The organism is Shewanella canadensis (assembly GCF_003966225.1).
Taxonomy (GTDB): Bacteria; Pseudomonadota; Gammaproteobacteria; order Enterobacterales; family Shewanellaceae; genus Shewanella; species Shewanella canadensis.
The window spans coordinates 538428-556591 of record NZ_RXNU01000001.1; the positions used below are offsets into that span (position 1 = coordinate 538428).

Below are 18164 nucleotides of genomic sequence, written 5' to 3' on the forward strand. Positions count from 1 at the left end.
ATTGCGATCACAGATTGACGTGCTAGGAATCGTTACAATGTTTTGCCATATACTTGATTTGAGGCAGATAAATGCAAATTGGTTGCTGTTGGTTTGATATGAGTCGGAAGACTTTGTCCAATCTGATTAATGACACCAGTTGGAAAATGTCTGCCGTTGAATTCTCTGTGCTGGAGATGCTGGTTAAACATCGCGGTAAGGTGCTCTCTATTCAGGAATTACTGCTGGGGATGCCTGTCGAAAACCGTAAGGTAGAGAAATTAACCGAATCGATAGAGCGGATCTGTTTTTACCTTGAGAAGCGATACGCCTCCTTGATCGAACGGGTCGATGATCAAGGTTATGTATTACATAATAAACCTTCGGTTAAATCAGGCGAGCTTTCCTCTACACCCTTTAGAAGTATCTCTAAGAAGCACTACAGCATCTTGGTTGCTCAAATCTTATTGTTGATTGTTCTCATCTACTCATTTTTTGAGCCTGCAGTGGATATCAAGCCCGAAAATAAACATGTGATTACAACACTGTCCGGTACCCTCTCCTATTTCCCATCCTTTAGCTCAGAGGAGCAGGAACAAGCCTATTTTTATCAGAGTAATCATTTTATCGAGTCTATCGAAACCTGCTCTGTTACGATGTGGCGACAGATTTTTTTGTCTATATCCTCTGATAACCCGGAAAATGGCGTTATCAGTATTGCGCTTAGAAACGATACTGGCGGCAAAGCCGAAATGAAGACACTGAAGATAGTGCCGATAGATGGGCAGTGGAGTTTCATCAATCATGCCTGGTTAAAAAAAGTTGGGATCTGTGATTAATCGCTTTACCGGTAGCCTTAGAGGTGAAGTTAAAGTCTGGCCACTTATCATCACCTTCTTGATGATTGTCGGCTTCTGTTTGGGACTTAATTACTACGTGATGAATGGCGAGAACCTCACCGCATCCTGCAGAGCGAATATCTACAATACCTTTGAGGATAGACCCACAGATGTTGTTATCGATATCACCACTAAAGGAAAGCGGGTGGAACTTCAGTACCGGTTTCTCGAAGAGGAGATCGAACAGAGTAGCATCATCATGAGAGGGACACTGCTTGAGCTCGACCTTGAGACAATGACCTACCGATTAGCACTCGATAGTGGCGAGTTGCTTTCACATATTTCTCCACCCCGGTTTCCTGAGCGGATGAGCAGGCTTATCGAATATAGTCGTAACGCTCTCTCTGGAACTGCTCCCCACTCTATCCCGCTCGATATCCATGTACTGGATATGAATGCAGTGCAAGGAAATGCGGTTATTCAGTTTCACCCCGGTAATGGCATCTGGGCCTGTGAGCTCAACTAACTTATTTATTCCTATATTCTCTCTGCGCTGGTTCCCTGTACCTCTTTATTTTTGATACTCCATCAGAAACATACACCGCGATAAACATTGCCTGTAATGGCTTAGATGTTAGTCATTAGATCCATATTCGAGAGTCTTCAAGAAGGTGTTAAGTCATTCTTTAATGCAGTAGAAAGCCTTTGTCTGTATCGTTCCTGTGCTTATCTCGCCTGATTTTGAGGGCATTGGCTCTTCTCTTCTCTGGGTCACTCTGCCCATGCCTTAATTCATCCAATTATCATGAAAGGGGTGGGTGATAAGCAGTAGCTTATGCTCCATGACTTAGTGCTATCGGCTCGTGACTTAAAACTTATGCCTTATGACTTATGACTTATGACTTGGAGCCTATAGCCTATAGCCTACGACCTACGACCTACGACCTATGAGCTATGACCTATGACTTCAAGCTTATTCTTGTCCGTGCGACCTGAGGTCGTATGAAGCGCTGTTCACCGCGATAAGAGTGAACCATCTGTATCACCAGATGCCCCTAAGACTCTGAATAAAGAAGCGAGTCTGACAATGTAACGAAATTCGGTTTTATGCTGAATGGGAACAGAATCGTGAGAAGACGTTCCTCCTGATAACCACAATCGGGTAAGTGCTAGGGTGTCAGTATGATGAACGTACGTGAATCCATGTAAGGTGCGTCATATGAGAAACAGCGGAAGTGGTTAATACGCTGTGGCCAAAAGGCACGAGAGTTGGAAAGAGATTGGACAGTGCTCTTTCGTGATCAAATAACTCTCCGCACTATAGTGGGCATCTAACCTGACGTTGCGCGACATACGGAACAGGGTAAGCCTGTATTGCTCCCCTTGGGAAAGCGGTCTGCGAAGGCTACTGATAGTAATGCTGGTAAAGGAGGCTAGAAAAAGCGAATGCCGCATTGTAATGATGCGGATACAGGTTGTTATCTGGCGCGAAAGCGAGCTGACTTCTAGCTGGTCTCCCGTTGCAAGATGATTTGAAGAACTTTATTCAAGGAGAAACGCAAATGATGGCTTCAATCGAAGTTAGTGCATCTCCTGACAGCGCTCAATGGCAATCCATTAACTGGAAAGCGGTTAAGCAACATGTATTAAAGCTTCAAATGCGCATTGCAAAAGCAACCCGAGAAGGTAAACACGGCAAGGCGAAAGCGTTGCAGTGGATATTAACCCACTCTAAATCAGCAAAATTGCTTGCTGTTAAAAGAGTTTCTCAAAACAAAGGCAGCAAAACACCTGGAGTCGACGGGATCATTTGGAACAGTGATGCTCGTTGTATGGGTGCGGTTAATCAGCTGAGTCGAAAAGGCTATCATGCCAAACCGCTCAGGCGTATCAACATCCCCAAGAAAAACGGCAAGCTCAGACCTTTAGGCATTCCCTGCATGATAGACAGAGCGCAACAAGCGCTTCATCTTCTAGCCTTGGAACCTATTTCGGAAACGGTGGCCGACCTCAATAGCTATGGCTTTCGACCGAACCGAAGCACAGCAGATGCAATTGCACAGTGCTTCAAATGTTTATGTCAGAAAAGCTCTAGCCAATGGGTTCTTGAGGGGGACATCAAAGCCTGTTTCGATAAGATTGGTCATCAATGGCTCATCGACAACATTCAATTAGATAAACGGATGCTGAAACAATGGCTTGGGTGCGGTTATGTTGACAAAGGATTGTTCTATAAAACGGCAGAAGGAACACCACAAGGTGGGATAATATCTCCTACGCTTATGTTGCTCACGCTTGCTGGGTTAGAACAATTGGTTAAGTCTATTGCCTGTAAAACAGGTAATAGGGTCAACTTTATCGGATACGCAGACGATTTTGTTATCACAGGCTCTTCGAAGGAAGTCCTAGTTAATGAAATCAAGCCGCAACTCATTGGCTTTCTACAGGAAAGGGGCTTAACACTCTCTGATGAGAAAACGCACATTACTCACATCAATGATGGTTTTGACTTTCTGGGATTCAATATCAGGAAGTACAACGGCAAACTGCTCATTAAACCGAGCAAGAGCAACGTTCTGTCATTTTTGAGCAATCTACGTGAATTCATCAGAAAACATCCAACAATCCCCGTTAACGATTTAATCAAAATATTGAATCCGAAACTGAGAGGATGGGCGAACTATTATCGCCACAGTGTTGCTAAGCAAGTTTTCGGTTATGTAGGCCATCAACTTTTCTGGTTGTTATGGCGTTGGGCAGTTAGGCGTCATCCAACTAAAAGTAAAGATTGGGTGAGGCGTAAGTATTATTTGGACAGCAAGGGGCAATGGCAATTTCATGGTTGGCAGAAAATAGCGAACATGGATTGTCGATTTAACCTTGTTCAAATTGCTCAAATGCTAATAAAAAGACATGTGAAAATCAGGAGCGCAGCCATACCTTACGACCCCGAATATGAAGCTTACTTAAGTAAGCGGAAGCGGGTGAAGGAAGGCCGAAACTCTTGGTTCGATCCTGTTTTGGCTGCTATGTAGGGTGCTGGGTAACAGAATACGCCTTAGTGGAGGCTTGAGCCGTATGCAGTGAAAGTTGCACGTCCGGTTCTTAGGAGGGCGGCACTTGGTAACAGGTGTCGCCTATCCGACACAACGGTGAGAGGCTGAACGTTTCAACCTAAGTCTCAGTTAACTTACTTTGTGTTGCCAGAGGGATTTATGAGCACAAAAAAAGGAGAGGGGATACCTCTCCAAAGTGGGGACGATAGCAATCTAATTAATATGTCGCCAATTTGATGATAAAAGGGCGGCTAACGTTTAACGATGGGGAACTGCTTTACACTAAGTCATGGTGATGAACCCAGGCTCGCGATGGCGACAAACACCATGCTATGTAAAGCAGCTCCTATTCCCATCGGTGGAACACATTAAAGCATTTACTCTTATACAGATGGTGGTGGAAGTAGCTCCAACTCACTGCTGCTTAAGGCGCCCTTTATTTCAATGGCGACCTTATACTTCTGTACCGCACCAGGAGTTGCATCGCTGCTCCAATCCAGATCCGGGGCCTCGAAGGTGTAGCTTCCTTTCGTTTCAGTCTCAGTGAGTAGACCTTCACACTCATTGGCTTCACTGTCGCAAAGATATGACTTGCTCAGGTGCCAACGTTTCCATGCCTTAGGTTTAGATGATTTCTCATCAGGGTCCGGAAAGCCAAAGTAGACAATTCGATAGTTTTTAGCATTAGTGATAGCCATTTCATCGGCATCGCTGAGGCTAAAGCTTAAGGCGCCGCTTACACCATCAAAAGTGGCTAATTTCAGTCCTATGGTTGCAGCTTGGTCTACGTCAACTGTCACAGGCTCTACCGGTGGTGGTGGCGGAGGAGTGCTGTCGCTATCACTGCAGGCGGTGGTCAGTAGTGTTCCGGCTAATAGTACGCCAAATAGTTTATAGTTCATGACGCGCTCCTTTAGTTGAAGTGGCCAGTGTGACAAGTGGTACATTCCATATCGGTTTTAACGCTGGCGGCTGAGCTCATAGTCGCATCTACGCCATGACAGCTCTGACAGGCTTGTGCTTCATCCGAAGGTTTAGACTGAGGTAGGGTATCACCCTTGTAGGCAATATTTAGCAACTCTACAAGGTGGAAGGCGATAGAGGCCGACAGACGCTTACAGCGCTCACCCTTCTGGGCGAAGGTCTTGCCCGATGCCTTAGACCAGTTACTGATTGATGAGTGACAAAGGATGCTGTTCGCTACCGATGAGCTGACAACTTCATCTGTTGTCTTCTCTGCAGTAGAGCCGATACCGGCAACGAACTCAGGAGAAGATAATGGTAGCTCAGTATTCTCATAGTATCTGAATAGAGCGCCGATTACGGCTCCGTTTTGACCATTGATATCATCGAGGAAATTCACCAGCATACCGGTTGCGTTGTTGTTACCGCAGACAGTGCCTTGCCCTGCGATCCCTGCCGCACCATATCCGGCCAGTGCGGTAGGAATAGATGCGAACTTGGCGGCATCGACACTATCTGACAAGCTTAACATATGGATAAGTGAGTAGAAGACCTGATGCATACATCCGCCGCCAGTCTCATAGGCAAGTTTCGCCGTTGCCATAGCGTCGAGTGGCACATACTTTAGTTTCTCACCTAGCTCTAATTTGTAGTTTCCGGCTTCATCTGTCGCCGCGAATGCCGAAGTACCCATAAGCGTCGCACCTGCTGCCGCTGTACTGATACCGATGATTTGGGTTAATGCTTGTCGTCTGTTAATAGTCATAATCATTCCTTACTGAATAAGCGTTGTTTTATTGTTGTATGGCTAACTTAAAGTGGCTCTGCCTGGGTTGACTTCGCCGCCGTTTGACTTGAGTTAAGTTTGCGCCGTCAGGTTTATAAATAGTGTGATCTGCGGCAGATGAATATTGAGGTTGATTAGAAAAATCTTTTGAACCAAATGAGAGTCGGAATGATGTGATTTATAGATTGAATGTACTTGTTAACATCGGTTTTACAGAACTGAAACAGAGGTAGATCACCTTATTTGTTAAATTCATGTTAATTTGTCGGTTGTGAAGATAAACTGCAGAGCTTCTTCATCTCTTCAACAGTGTGATTTTGTTCGCAAATTTGTCATCATCTTGCCGCTAAGTGTATATTTTCTAGCGAACTTTTATAGGAGATAGGGGGGATCACAGAAATCATTAGTTTTATTGAATATGATTTAGTTGTTATCTGTTAAGGAAGCTAGAGATATGCAATTGGGCAGTTGTCAGTTTGATATTCAGCGAGCGCAACTAAAAAATCTGGAAAATGGCGATGTGTGGCACCTACCCAGGGCCGAATTACAAGTACTTAAGCTACTTATTGCCAATCGTAACAAGGTTGTTGCGAAACAGAAGTTAGGTGCAGCCGATGAAGAGCACCCCCCTTTGAGTGATTCCTCTGTGACTCGCGCCGTTTTTATGTTGCGCTCTTTTCTAGGGCCGGAACACGAGCAGTTGATCGAAACGGTAAAGAGTAAAGGCTATCGATTACGGGGCGAAGCCAAGCATGCCCAATGGGCACAGATGGTCAAACTCAAGCGTGGGTTGATCGTGGCCTTGATGGTTGTCTGTATATTCGCATCCATAGGGCTGGTTACCCAGTTTTCAAAGTGTGGTTCGACTACCGAGCCATACAATGTTACTCCGATAACTCTCCTGTCCGGTCAACAGATAAACTTAATCAGTTACTCTAAATCGAAGACAAATACTGAGTCATTGATGAGTGTTATCACGCAGTTTTCTGCCGGATTCAGAGACTGTTATTCGGCGCCATGGCAAGATATCTATCTATCTTTATCCCATGATGAGCAGGTGTTTAATATCACCATGAGAGGGGAGAAGTTGGGCCAGTCGGTGGTGAGAAACCTTAAGCTATCCGATTTTCGTCAACAGAAACAATTTATCTCTGAAGCTTGGTTAGATGAGGTGGCGCTTTGTGAATAGAAAATTACTCTGGGGAGTCAACTCCATCATCTTAGTCTTGCTGATAATCAGTATCTCTATCAGCTATCGTTATCTAAACCCGAGCGAGACCTTGATGTTAAATTGCAGCTCTGAGCTATTCGATAGACATAAGGGTGATAGCGATAAGGGGCGCCATTATCTGCTTGTCGATGTGATCGCTAGGGGGAAGCAGGCACAGTTTAATTACCGATATTTCAACTTAGATGGTAGTTCGGCCGGTAATATCCGCATGAAGGGGAGCTTGTTAAACTACGATAGCGATGCCAACAGGTACTCTTTTTCTGTGAAGACGAAAGAGGAGTCGGAGGTCGAGGATGATCAGAGGCAGCCTGAGCATATGCAGTATCTCTCCTACGTCAGCTCCTTTAATCTGGATAATAAGGGGATGCACAACCTTAGTATTGAAACATTAGATCTCGATGAGCAGAAAGACTACGCCATCGTGCTGTTTCAACCGAGTAATACGGTCTGTGGTTGTCGTTTAGTTCATTAGTCGCCCGAGCCATTCGTCATCAGATGCTGTCGAATCTTAATGTTTGATGAGCAGCTTCTAAGCTTCTCGATATTGCTGTGACTCTCAGGAGCCACAGCGTGCAAATCTGAAAGATCAACCAGTCCTGATAGGCTATAATAAAAGTAACTATTTGATTTAATTTCTCAATATTCAGGAGTTCAGTGGCTAAAATTCGAGTCAAACAGGAAGAATCCCTCTCTATTAAGTTTATCCACCAGATGAAGGTGGGCGCTAACCGACGTCTGGATCTCTATTTTTTCCTCCCCAAAGAGATGGGTATTGGCCCACATAGCCTCAACGAGGAGGAGTATTACCACTCGGCCATTACTGGTCGTCGTTCATATTACTCCTCTGCCTTACATCTTCCCTTGGTGCAGAGTCGCTTCGCGAGTCAGAAGAAACGTACGGTTGAAGAGTTTCGTCTCTATCTGAACCTATTTGCTTACCAATTTGCGGTCGCCATCGAAACAGACAGCAAGGAATTAGGGCAGATAGAGGATGCTGAGGAGTTTTATGGGGCACTTAATGCCCTTTATGAACTGGTTATTCAACTGTTGAAGAAGTTCCGCCGTAATGAGCCCAGCGATCCTAAGTGGAAATCGTATTTTGAAAATGCAGATAACTACCTCTCCTGGTTCTGTGAACAGAGACTATTGAAGTTGTTATCGCGAGCGCCAAGAAGTAGCGAATACAGCGAAATCGTCGATAATGTTGTCGGTTTATGTCGCTCTGAACATGAGCATAGAAAGTCGAAACGATATAACTCACTTCACACAGTTGAAGATCCGAATCGTATCTCTAATAAGATGCTATTACTCAGGCGGTTAATTCAACAGGGCGTAGTATTAAAAGATGAATTTAAGGTATTAGGTGTTGGCCTGAAGAAGATGACCACAGGCTTTGCCACGGCTATGGTGATGTTGGTCGTTTCCGCCTTAATTATAAAGGCTCAGGGCGTGTTCAGTGGGCTTACGATAGCATTGGTGCTGACATTAGCGGTTATTTATGGATTTCGAGAAATATTTAAGGAAGATATCCGTAACGCGTTATGGCGAGTTATTCAGAAAGGGCGTCCTAAATGGAGTCGCATTCTCCGGGATACCACTAGTCAGGCTCCGATTGCGAAACAACTCGTCTGGATGGACTTTATGAAATCGGCGGAGCTGCCTGCTAAGGTTTCTGAGATTTTGAAGAGGCGTCATAGCCAGAATAAACTCGATGCTGAAGTGCTGCATTACGGCATACACACCAGGGTGACACAGAAAGATTTCTTAGCCGGATACACTACGATTCAGGAACAGGTCAACTTCAGCCTTGCACCTTTTGCCCGTTATCTTGAGCGTGGAAAAGCTAAAATCTATAGAGAGCAAGACGGCAAAATCAGTAATGACTCTGTCGAGCGTAGATACCAGATAAACATGATCTTGGCTGTCAGAGATGATAAGGATGAGGTTCAGTATGCGCGCTACAAGATCACCATGAATCGCTCGACCATAATAGATGTGAGCCAAAGTGATCTCCCCGATGGGATCCCGGAGATGGATTAAGTTGTCGAACTAGTTCCTAGTTTCTATTTCCTAGGAACCAGGAATCAATTCAGTCTGGTAAATGCCTGACAGATCCGCTGTTCGCCCGTTTGTTTCGCGCGTTTGAGCGCCACTTCTGCATTACTCAGGTATTGCTCCAGACTCTGGTTATCTTGATAGGCGGCAATCCCCATACAGATACCTTCGCCTAATCCCATATCGTTGAGACTACCCATAGATTTTATGGCGAAGTGATGGGCATTATCGGCATCGGTGCCCGGCAGTATGATGATTAACTTGCCCAGTTGCCAATGGGACATCTGGTAGCCTGTCGGTAGTTCTCTGAGAAGTTGTATCTCTACCTCTTTCTGGCGGCTTTCCAATTGACCAATATCACTCATATGGCTGAGCATGCTCTCGGCTGTGATATCGATAAGCAGGAGGCTGGAGTGATCTCTGCTGTATTCAGTCAGAGACTTAAAATAACTGTCGAGATCCCTTAGGTTAACTAAGATGGTTGTGCGGTGAGGCACTAAGTCGCCGCTGTCATGCATGCTGGCCTTGGGCGTCGCTTGCTCGAAGGTGCAGACGATGTATTCGATATCACCGGACGAGTCTAAATTACCTTTAAGGGTAGCTTGTAAACACGCACTTTCAACACTGTTGGGCGAGCAAAGTACCTGCCCCTTCCAACTTCCCTGAAGAATGATCTGCTGTAAAATCTGTGACCATTTATTGCCTAAATTATGGTCCAATATTTCGGTTAACTTTTTGCTGCTGCACTCTTTAAGTTGGATCTGTTCGTCGAAGGCTGTGTTGGTTCTTTGCAGAGTTCCATCAGCTGTGATCAACGCCGTTGCAACAGCGCTCTCATTGAGAAGTTGATTAAGATTGGCCTCAGCTTGTGCCTTTTTAAGCTCAGTCACATCTTCAAAAGTGATCAGCAGATATTGGTTTTTCTTATCCGGAGTATGCTGTGTTTTGATGTGAGCGATCAGTTTAGCCTGACTCTCAGAACCTGCATCGAATTCACCCTTCCATTCATTTTTTTGTTGTAGCTGGTTCATTATCAAGGAGTAGTCTTCATCTTCCAGATGCAAGATTCGCTGTAAACTCCGATCCAACAGATCATCATTGGGCAGGGCTAATAGCTGAGCCGCCATTTGATTCGCCGAGATAACCCGGTTCTTATCGTTGACTATGATACTGCCTACATCCCTGTGGAATAGACTGTTTGAAAGTTCGATACTGTATTGTCTGGAGCGCTGCTCGAGTCTATAGGAGTGACTGAGAATGATCAGCATCGAAGCCAGAAAGGTGAGTACCGTCGCTCCGCCGATAAGGATGCTTCGCCATTGAGAGAAGTTTGCAGCAATGTCATCGTTACGAACATAAGAGACCAGAAAATATTCTCTTCGGGTTTCATATTGTGTCGTCAGTTCAACCTTAAGATAAACAAAGGTGGCATTATCGCCGTGGAATTGACCAAAGTTACTCATGGCCATTTTTCGCCAAAGGGCTGGATAACTTTGTTTGAGGCTCCCTCCCATGGTATCCGGGACTCGCTTCAATGAGGGGCGTGAATCGGCGCCCGCATAGACCAGTCCCTGTGTATCTAACATCAGTAGTGGAGACTCAGTGCTTGAATAGGCGGGCTTGATGCTTTTGAGCATTTTTGACATCGAGTTATAGGTGACTAAGTAGCCCCTGATACTCTGATCGGGATTTTCGAGCCAGGCAAGTTGATACAGGTAGGGTTCCAGCTTGCCATTGATAGGACTAAACTCCAGTGGAGAAGTATAGATCTCGTTTCCCCCCATATTACGGGAGCCTCCGAGCAAAGAGGGGGGCAAGGGGTCATGACTAAATTCATCTGTGGTGGCAAATTTAAAGCTGCCCTGGGGATCAAATAGCGCAATATCCAGTAATTCGGGAATATTCTTAGTAATAACCTGCCAATTGCTCTTTAACTTATCTTGCCTCTCTATGTTGGGAATATTCAGGTAACGATTGAGAAGTTCAGATTTTGCAAACATCTGGGTTCTGAATTGTTGAAACGAGACCTTATCGGCGATCAGTGTCCCTACTGCCTGAAGTTCGCTGTATCTCTGAGTGGCCCAGTCTTCCTGTAATCTGCGCTCACCAAGGGTGATGATGACGTTACTGAGTAATACGACGCTAAGCAGCAATAGGCACAGTTGGGTACCAACAGATATTAAACGTTGGTTAGACCAATGGATCCCTTGGGCGTCGATAAGCAGAGGTAGTTTTCGCGTCAGCATTTAGAGTTTTAGTATTGTTTATTTTATGGATGTTCATGTTAGCATAAATCCACATTTCAGACACTGCCAGTTACACCCTTCTAACCTAGTGATAATTAATGTGATTCATAACTGTTGCATGAGGTGCTACTGTTGTTTTGTCTCATCGTTTTCTATCCAACGACGCCGAGTACCCTGTGTTTAAACTCTGCTCCGCTCGCCTCGACAAATTTTCTACACGCTTCTATATCGACACCTTCAAGGCCGTCGATGGCAGAGACTTGAACACTCTTAATATAATCGGGGGCAAGACGAATAAATTCACAGACACTTTGATAGGCGTTCTTAAGTTTAGGTCGGCAGTGTTCCATATAGGCCTGTTCGGTATCGGCATTAAGTGAGATGGAGAGGGCATCTACACAAACCGCGAGCTCCGGTAAAATGTTACGTCTATGGAAAAGGTTGCCTAAACCATCGGTATTGACCCTGACGTAACCTCCTCTGTTTTTGATCTCTTTGGCTATGCTCAGCAGGGTGTCTAAATTGAGGGTTGGCTCGCCATAACCGCAAAATACATATTCATCGAAACGCTCAACATCGCCCAGCAATGGGATGATCTCTTCCGCTTTTGGCTGATGGTTCAGATCTAATTGATATTCATGAACCTGCTTGCTGCCATTATGTTTTGGACAAAATTGACAGCGCAGGGTGCAGCGCCCCGTGATATTGAGGTAACGGCTGTTTCTAATATCATAAACCAGTGTCGAGTTTACTTCATTGGAAGCCGGGCTATTCACGGGCTCACTTGTGGGGGCAGTCGTTGAATCGATTGATCTGGAGAGCGTCATTGAGGGGGAGCAATACTGATGGATAATAGTGATGAGTCTATAGGATCTCCCGCAACTAAACTGTCGGTCAGATCGAAAAAGGGAGGCTGTGCCTCCCTTTTATTCTATTTCTATTTTTTTAGAGAATTTAAGCCATATCATCTTGGCTATGTGTTGGTTTAGGTTGCCACCACCAGATATAGAAACGTCGCAGTGCTCTCCCTATCCATGAGAAAAGCCGCTTAGCATCGTCGAGTACGATATAAAGCAAGGGGATCAAAATCAGCGTCACCACAGTAGAGAACAAGATACCGAAGGCGAGTGAGGTCGCCATCGGGATCACTATCTGTGCTTGTAAACTTGTTTCCAAAAGGATGGGGACAAGTCCCACAAAAGTCGTTAATGACGTTAAGATAATCGCACGGAAACGATGGCAACCAGAGTCAACGGCTGCTTGGGTTATCGATTGACCCTGAGCACGCGCCTTATTTACAAAGTCGACGAGGATGAGCGAGTCATTCACGACGACGCCCGCAAGCGCAACAATGCCACATAGACTGAGGATATTGAGTGCTAAGCCCTGGATCAGGTGGCCAAACAATGCCCCTATGATCCCAAATGGGATCACGGCCATGATGATCAATGGCTGGCTATAGGATTTTAGCGGTATCGCCATCAAGGCATAGATGGCAAATAGCGCGAACAAGAAACCTTGCACTAAGCTAATTAGTGCACTTTGTTCATCAGCGCTGCCACCATCTAATGTTGTCGAGATTTGTGGATATTGAGTTTCTAAATAGGGCAGAAACTCCTCCTGAATTTCGGCGACGATTTTAGATGGCTCCACCTTATCTTTATCAGCATTGGCGATAATGGATATAGCACGGCGGCCATCGACACGTGTGATCGATGAGTAGGAGTCCCCTAATTCAATTTCGGCTACAGTAGAGAAGGGGACTGAGATCCCACTGGGGGTGCGGATCATCATATTTTCAAGATGACCTACGGAGCGGCGCTGATCGAGCGGATAGCGCACCATCACCTTCACCTCCTCCTTATTTCTCAATATCCTCTGCGCTTCGAAGCCGTAGAAACCGTAGCGAACCTGACTGGCAAGATCTGACAGGGTCAGGCCTTGAGCTTCAGCTTCGGGTTTAATATTGAGGCGGATCTCATGGCTTCCCGATGAATAGTTATCGGAAATATCATAGATACCTTCATAGGTTTTAAGCTTCTGCTTAAGCTCGGCGGAGGCTAACGCTAGCTGCTCTAAATTACTGGAAGAGAGCCTGAATGAGATATCGGCGCCTGCATCATTGGTGCTGGCATTGATATTAAGTTTTTTCACCGAAAGTTGTTCAGGTATGTTTTCACGCCAGAGGTTGGCGATTCTCACTCCATCGACTTCACGATCTTCTCCTTTGGTGAGTTCGGCAAAGATAAAGGCTGAGGTGCGCGAGCTCATGTCGATAAAGCTGTGCTTAACGACCGGATAGCCCACTTCATCCTCTATCTGTTGATTCATGGTATAGAGCGCATCTTCAATCTCTTTCACCACCTTTAACGTATTCTCTTCAGAGCTGCCAGGTTCCATCTCCAGCTGAACTTGAATAAAGTCAGAAGGCAGATCGGGGAAAAAGACCCAACGCACCGTGCCACTCACAACCAGTGCGATAGATAGAATGAGCACGCCGATAAAGACGGCTACAACGCTATATCTATTCTTGATACAGGTTTCTAAAAAATAGCGATATTTATGGTGGATAAAATGCTGGACCTTATTGTTAAGTGCAATTTTAAAACGCACAAAAACATTAGGGTTAAGGTTCGGCTTCTTCGGCTTCATATGAGCCAGATGCGCGGGTAAAATCAGCTTAGATTCTACCAAGGAGAAGGCCAGACAGAGGATGACTATCATCCCAATAGATTTCCAGATGATCCCCTGAGGGCCCGATACCATTAACATGGGAATAAAGGCCGCTATGGTGGTTAATACCCCGAAGGTGGCTGGCATGGCGACCTTTTTTGCGCCTTTAATGACGTTATCGAGGGAATGGCCATGCCGCTCGGTTTCACTATAGGCACTCTCTCCTATCACGATGGCGTCATCGACGACGATACCGAGTACCAGAATGAAGGCGAATAGGGTTAATAGGTTAATCGACATCGAAAACGGTTCGATAGGCATTAATAGTGCGGTGCCTAAAAAGCAGACCGGCAATCCCATCATTACCCAGAAGGCGAGCTTAACGTCAAGGAAGAGGGCAAGAATAAGAAATACCAACACGGCGCCGTAGAACATGTTGGATAACATCATGTTCAAACGTCCCTTGAGGTAATGAGTCAGGTCGCCCCAAGTATCAAGTTTGGCAGAGGCGGGCAGAGTCTTACTACGCTCGGCGATATACTCTTTTACCTCAGCGGAGATATCCAGTGCATTTTGGTCGTCAATACTGGTGACTTCGATAATCGCCGCGGGTTTTCCGTTAAAGCGGGTGTACTCAAGCCTCTCCTCAAAATCATCCTTAATCGTGGCGACCTGTGGCAGCATAATTCGACTACCGTCGGTTCGGGTCGACACCACGATTTTCGAAAAGTCTTCGCCGGTATAAGCTTGACCTTTGGTTCTCAGTAGGATGTCGCCATCCTGTGCCCGAATAGAACCACCGGGAAGATCGATTGAGGAGCTTTGTACCGCTTTAGCCACTTGGGCGAAGCTAAGTCCGTACTCTCTGAGTTTATCTTCCGATACCTCAATGCCTATCTCGTAATCACGGACGCCAGTGACTTTTGCACGGGTTACCGAAGGGAGTAAGGTGATATCTTCTCTGATGCTTTTGGCCAACTCCTTCATCTCATGCAGGTCGAGATCACCATAGACAGAGACCCAGATAACATTGTTTTCCGGTTTGATACGGAAGATGTTAGGTTTTTCGATATTATCCGGGAAGGTTGAGATGGCATCGAGTCTGAGTTTTGCTTCATCCAGAATATCTTGAGGATCATAGCTGTCCTGAACCTCAATCGTCACCGACCCCACGCCCTCACTGGCGACTGAGGTGACTTTTTTTATGCCATCAATATCCTGAATCGATTCCTCAATCTTTATGTTGATCCCCTCTTCGATCTCTTGGGGAGCTGCGCCAGGATAGGCAACAGAAATTTGCAGATAGTTCAGTTCAAAAGAGGGAAATATCTCTTTATTGATAACAAAAAAACTACTGAATATCCCCCCGAATATCAGGAAAGCCATGAGCAAATTAGCGGCAACCGTATTTCTGGCAAACCAAGCCATTATCCCTGTTTGTGGCGCCATTATTGATCACCCGCCGCGGCTAAACGCTGCTCTTTTGCAATATCGCTTTCGGGAAGATTAGTACCATTTTTACTCGCTTCACCTAATATTTTGACGAGTTGGCCAGATGAAATATTTGTCAGCTTAGTTAACGAGACGCGCTCGCCGTCTTGCAGGCTATCTTTAATATAAACATTGTTAACGTCGGTACGCACGACATTGACTTCACGAACCTCAACGATGTTATCGGCTGAGATCACGGCAACCTGACCATTACGGACAATATGGCGAGGGAGTTGAACGATGCCATCTACGGTGCGGCCCTTAATGATAGCGGTGACAAAACTGCCATACTTAAGTGGTAGCTGTCCCTCTTTACGCCCCTCTCTCAGGTAAGGGTCTTTAATTTCGGCAACCAGATAAACCATACGGTTTTCGGCATCTATCACCCCTTCGCTGCGGATGATATCTCCTGTCCAGGTCACGTTTTTTCCGGCAAGTGACGCACTTAAGGTGACTTGAGTATCTGGTTTGTCTACCGATTCGAGGTAAGCAAGGTCGTTATTGGCGAGTGGCAGACGGATCTCGGCAATACGAGTGTCATATAGTTCACCCAGGTTGGTGCCTAAAGTCACGTATTGGCCCAGATCTACGATTCTAGTCTTGATGATCCCCTCAAAAGGGGCACGAATAACGGTTTTTTCAAGGTTACGCTTAGCGCGTGCGAGTGAGGCTTGGGCAAATTTAACGTTCGCTTGCTCTTTCTTGAGTTGAGGCAGGCGTAACCCAAGCTCTGGCGGGAGTCCACCGTCATAGCCTTTCCAATCATTTTTGGCCACTTCACCGCGGGCAATCTCCTCCTCTAAAGCTGCTTGCGCTTGGGCTAGGCTGGCCTGGGCTTGATTGAGATCTGCTTCATAATCCGATGGTTCGATTGCAGCAAGCTGTTCGCCCTTTTTCACCACACCACCGGCAACAAAATTGGGAGAGATGGTAAGCAAGCGTCCCTTCACTTCTGTGACCAGTTGGGTTTTGTTCTTTGGAGTGACGACACCATATGATGGGAGGTTTAAGGAGACTGTTTTCTGCTCCACTTTAATCACATCAACAATTGGGACTGGTTTCTGCTCCTCCTTCTGTTCAGGAGCCTCCTTGGTACTAATGAGAAGCCAAGCGGCTAAGCCAAAAAAGACAAGAATATAGAGGGGAGTTAATCTCCTGAGTATTGTTTTTATCATTGTTATCCCGCTTTTCCATGCTGAAATTCTTCTAAGCCCTAAATTACCAGAGTAGAAGGACGGGATACATCTGTTTTTGTAAATAAAATGTATCATTTGCTACAGGAGAGCCTGAGGTGAGCCGTAAAATATGAATGAGAAGTCATTAAAAGCACTCTCTTTTTTATTTTTAGGCCTTAAAGGGGGAAATGTTATGAATTGTAAGCTATGGCTTAAATGGTATGAGAGGCTTGGGGTTTCTGAATCGCCGTTCTTTATGTAGGAGCGGCTTTAGCCGCGAATTGCCCTTGTTTTTTTCAGGCAAAAAAAAGAGCCGCAGATAGCGGCTCGTAGATAAGAGGTAAGCTTAAGTTACTTCTTTTTCTTTTTTTTGTTTTTCTTGCTGAAAGTCTTTTCAGTCGGTTTTACTTTGTTCTTTCCCGGTGGCTTAGCTTCTTTATTTTTAGGTCTGAGATCTTTGATGAATCGACGCTTAAGTGGCTGATCCATGTAGCGTTCAATCTTACCAACGACGCGAATGTCATGGGCTTCGACCAAAGATATTGCCGTGCCTTTCGCGCCCGCACGACCGGTACGACCTATACGGTGAATATAAGTATCGGCAGATCTAGGCATATCGAAATTGATCACATGGGTGATGTCATCGACATCGATACCACGTGCGGCTACATCGGTAGCCAATAACACATTCACTTCACCTTTAGTGAAACGTCCGAGAGCTTGGAAGCGCTGCTTCTGCTCCATATCGCCACGCATAAAGCTACATGGAATGCCGACTTTCTGCAGTAAACCTTCCAGGCTAGCTACCGCTTCTCGAGTCTTAACGAAGACGATGGCACGCTTTGTCTCTTCTTGTTGCAATATGCTACATAAAAGATTGAATTTATGGTCTTTATTATCGGCAATATGGATCCACTGATGAATTTTAGCCTTTTCACTTCGAGGTGCTTCGGCTTCAACTTTTACCGGGTCTGTCAGCAGTTGATGAGAGAAGCGGCCTACGTCACTGCCCTCTAGCGTGGCTGAGAAAAGCATGGTCTGTTTACGGCCCACGGACTCGATAGCTAGGGTTTCGACTGCGGCAGAGAAGCCCATATCCAACATTCTATCGGCTTCATCGATGATCAGCATTTCGACCTCTTCAGCATTAAACTGACCCTTATCGAGGTATTCCATCAATCGACCGGGCGTTGCTACCAAGATATCGACGTTGCCTTTCAGTGCATCCTCTTGAGGCCCATAAGGCACTCCGCCTGTGATGATGACGGTATTGAAATCCAATTCGGAAGCCAGGTGAGAGGCATATCTGTGGATTTGACTCGCGAGTTCACGTGTTGGAGTCAATATCAGGATCCGGGCCTGACCCGAGAAGCGTCTCGGGAAGTCGATAAGATGCTGAAGTGCCGGCAACAGGAAGCTGGCAGTTTTACCTGTACCTGTCGGTGCACGCGCAAGAATGTCCCGCTGATCCATGGCCAATGGGATCGCTTGTTGCTGTATGGTGGTAGGCTTGTGATGGCCCATGGCTTTCAATGACTCTAGTAAAATAGGGTCAAGCAGGAGATCTTCAAATTGCATGTGCAGCGTCTCAATAAATAATAGCCGAACATTATAAAGGTTAATCGCACTAACTTAAATCATTAGTTGAGTCCAATGAGGAAAAGGGGCT

At 45.7% G+C, this 18164-nt stretch carries 13 protein-coding genes; 6 read left to right on the top strand and 7 right to left on the bottom strand.

Features of this window, described 5'->3' with window-relative positions; translation table 11 throughout:
- The first annotated feature begins 98 nt into the window (after positions 1-98).
- The 3 genes from EKG38_RS02340 (at position 99) to ltrA (ending at position 3853) form a co-directional block, all read left to right on the top strand.
- Positions 99-818 carry a helix-turn-helix domain-containing protein gene (locus EKG38_RS02340; RefSeq protein WP_185826755.1) on the top strand — a complete coding sequence of 240 codons (720 nt, stop codon included), beginning with the start codon at positions 99-101 and terminating at the stop codon, positions 816-818.
- Positions 811-1344, top strand: a complete 534-nt coding sequence (locus EKG38_RS02345) for a hypothetical protein (RefSeq protein WP_126518288.1) — start codon at positions 811-813, stop codon at positions 1342-1344. Before EKG38_RS02340 ends, EKG38_RS02345 begins: the two co-directional genes overlap by 8 nt.
- A 1036-nt stretch (positions 1345-2380) precedes the next feature.
- A complete protein-coding gene (ltrA, locus tag EKG38_RS02350) occupies positions 2381-3853 on the top strand; it encodes a group II intron reverse transcriptase/maturase (RefSeq protein ID WP_126518290.1) in 1473 nt (490 codons plus the stop codon).
- A 404-nt stretch (positions 3854-4257) separates the two neighbouring features.
- On the opposite strand, the gene EKG38_RS02360 is transcribed toward ltrA, so the two are convergent.
- The gene (locus EKG38_RS02360; RefSeq protein WP_126518292.1) at positions 4258-4776 is read right to left on the bottom strand and encodes a hypothetical protein; all 519 of its coding nucleotides are present in this window, start codon (positions 4774-4776) and stop codon (positions 4258-4260) included.
- An 11-nt stretch (positions 4777-4787) separates the two neighbouring features.
- Positions 4788-5603 carry a cytochrome c3 family protein gene (locus EKG38_RS02365; protein WP_185826756.1) on the bottom strand — a complete coding sequence of 272 codons (816 nt, stop codon included), beginning with the start codon at positions 5601-5603 and terminating at the stop codon, positions 4788-4790.
- Between the two features lie 475 nt (positions 5604-6078).
- Between EKG38_RS02365 and EKG38_RS02370 the strand changes: the two genes are divergently transcribed.
- The 3 genes from EKG38_RS02370 to EKG38_RS02380 all read left to right on the top strand — a co-directional run bounded on the left by EKG38_RS02370 (position 6079) and on the right by EKG38_RS02380 (position 8895).
- Positions 6079-6813, top strand: a complete 735-nt coding sequence (locus EKG38_RS02370; protein WP_126518294.1) for a winged helix-turn-helix domain-containing protein — start codon at positions 6079-6081, stop codon at positions 6811-6813.
- Positions 6806-7327, top strand: coding sequence for a hypothetical protein (locus EKG38_RS02375; RefSeq protein ID WP_126518296.1), 522 nt, complete (start codon positions 6806-6808; stop codon positions 7325-7327). The genes EKG38_RS02370 and EKG38_RS02375 overlap by 8 nt, the downstream gene beginning before the upstream one ends.
- A 182-nt stretch (positions 7328-7509) precedes the next feature.
- Positions 7510-8895, top strand: coding sequence for a hypothetical protein (locus EKG38_RS02380; protein WP_126518298.1), 1386 nt, complete (start codon positions 7510-7512; stop codon positions 8893-8895).
- 44 nt (positions 8896-8939) lie between these two features.
- On the opposite strand, the gene EKG38_RS02385 is transcribed toward EKG38_RS02380, so the two are convergent.
- The 5 genes from EKG38_RS02385 to srmB all read right to left on the bottom strand — a co-directional run bounded on the left by EKG38_RS02385 (position 8940) and on the right by srmB (position 18073).
- On the bottom strand, positions 8940-11156 hold the full coding sequence (locus EKG38_RS02385; RefSeq protein ID WP_126518300.1) for a PAS domain-containing protein: 2217 nt from the start codon (positions 11154-11156) through the stop codon (positions 8940-8942).
- 152 nt (positions 11157-11308) lie between these two features.
- Complete coding sequence (locus EKG38_RS02390; RefSeq protein ID WP_246033058.1) at positions 11309-11983, bottom strand: TatD family nuclease-associated radical SAM protein; 675 nt, start codon at positions 11981-11983, stop codon at positions 11309-11311.
- A gap of 127 nt (positions 11984-12110) precedes the next feature.
- Entirely contained in the window at positions 12111-15278 is a 3168-nt protein-coding gene (locus EKG38_RS02395) for an efflux RND transporter permease subunit (RefSeq protein WP_126518304.1), read from the bottom strand.
- Entirely contained in the window at positions 15278-16495 is a 1218-nt protein-coding gene (locus tag EKG38_RS02400; protein ID WP_126518306.1) for an efflux RND transporter periplasmic adaptor subunit, read from the bottom strand. Before EKG38_RS02400 ends, EKG38_RS02395 begins: the two co-directional genes overlap by 1 nt.
- A gap of 351 nt (positions 16496-16846) precedes the next feature.
- Entirely contained in the window at positions 16847-18073 is a 1227-nt protein-coding gene (gene srmB / locus EKG38_RS02405; RefSeq protein ID WP_126518308.1) for an ATP-dependent RNA helicase SrmB, read from the bottom strand.
- Positions 18074-18164 lie beyond the last annotated feature (91 nt).

Coding starts and splice junctions, on each gene's coding strand:
- EKG38_RS02340 (WP_185826755.1), top strand. CDS start 99: ATGAGTCGGAAGACTTTGTCCAATCTGATTAATGACACCAGTTGGAAA.
- ltrA (WP_126518290.1), top strand. CDS start 2,381: ATGATGGCTTCAATCGAAGTTAGTGCATCTCCTGACAGCGCTCAATGG.
- EKG38_RS02360 (WP_126518292.1), bottom strand. CDS start 4,776: ATGAACTATAAACTATTTGGCGTACTATTAGCCGGAACACTACTGACC.
- EKG38_RS02365 (WP_185826756.1), bottom strand. CDS start 5,603: ATGACTATTAACAGACGACAAGCATTAACCCAAATCATCGGTATCAGT.
- EKG38_RS02370 (WP_126518294.1), top strand. CDS start 6,079: ATGCAATTGGGCAGTTGTCAGTTTGATATTCAGCGAGCGCAACTAAAA.
- EKG38_RS02385 (WP_126518300.1), bottom strand. CDS start 11,156: ATGCTGACGCGAAAACTACCTCTGCTTATCGACGCCCAAGGGATCCAT.
- EKG38_RS02390 (WP_246033058.1), bottom strand. CDS start 11,983: ATGACGCTCTCCAGATCAATCGATTCAACGACTGCCCCCACAAGTGAG.
- EKG38_RS02395 (WP_126518304.1), bottom strand. CDS start 15,278: ATGGCGCCACAAACAGGGATAATGGCTTGGTTTGCCAGAAATACGGTT.
- EKG38_RS02400 (WP_126518306.1), bottom strand. CDS start 16,495: ATGATAAAAACAATACTCAGGAGATTAACTCCCCTCTATATTCTTGTC.
- srmB (WP_126518308.1), bottom strand. CDS start 18,073: ATGCAATTTGAAGATCTCCTGCTTGACCCTATTTTACTAGAGTCATTG.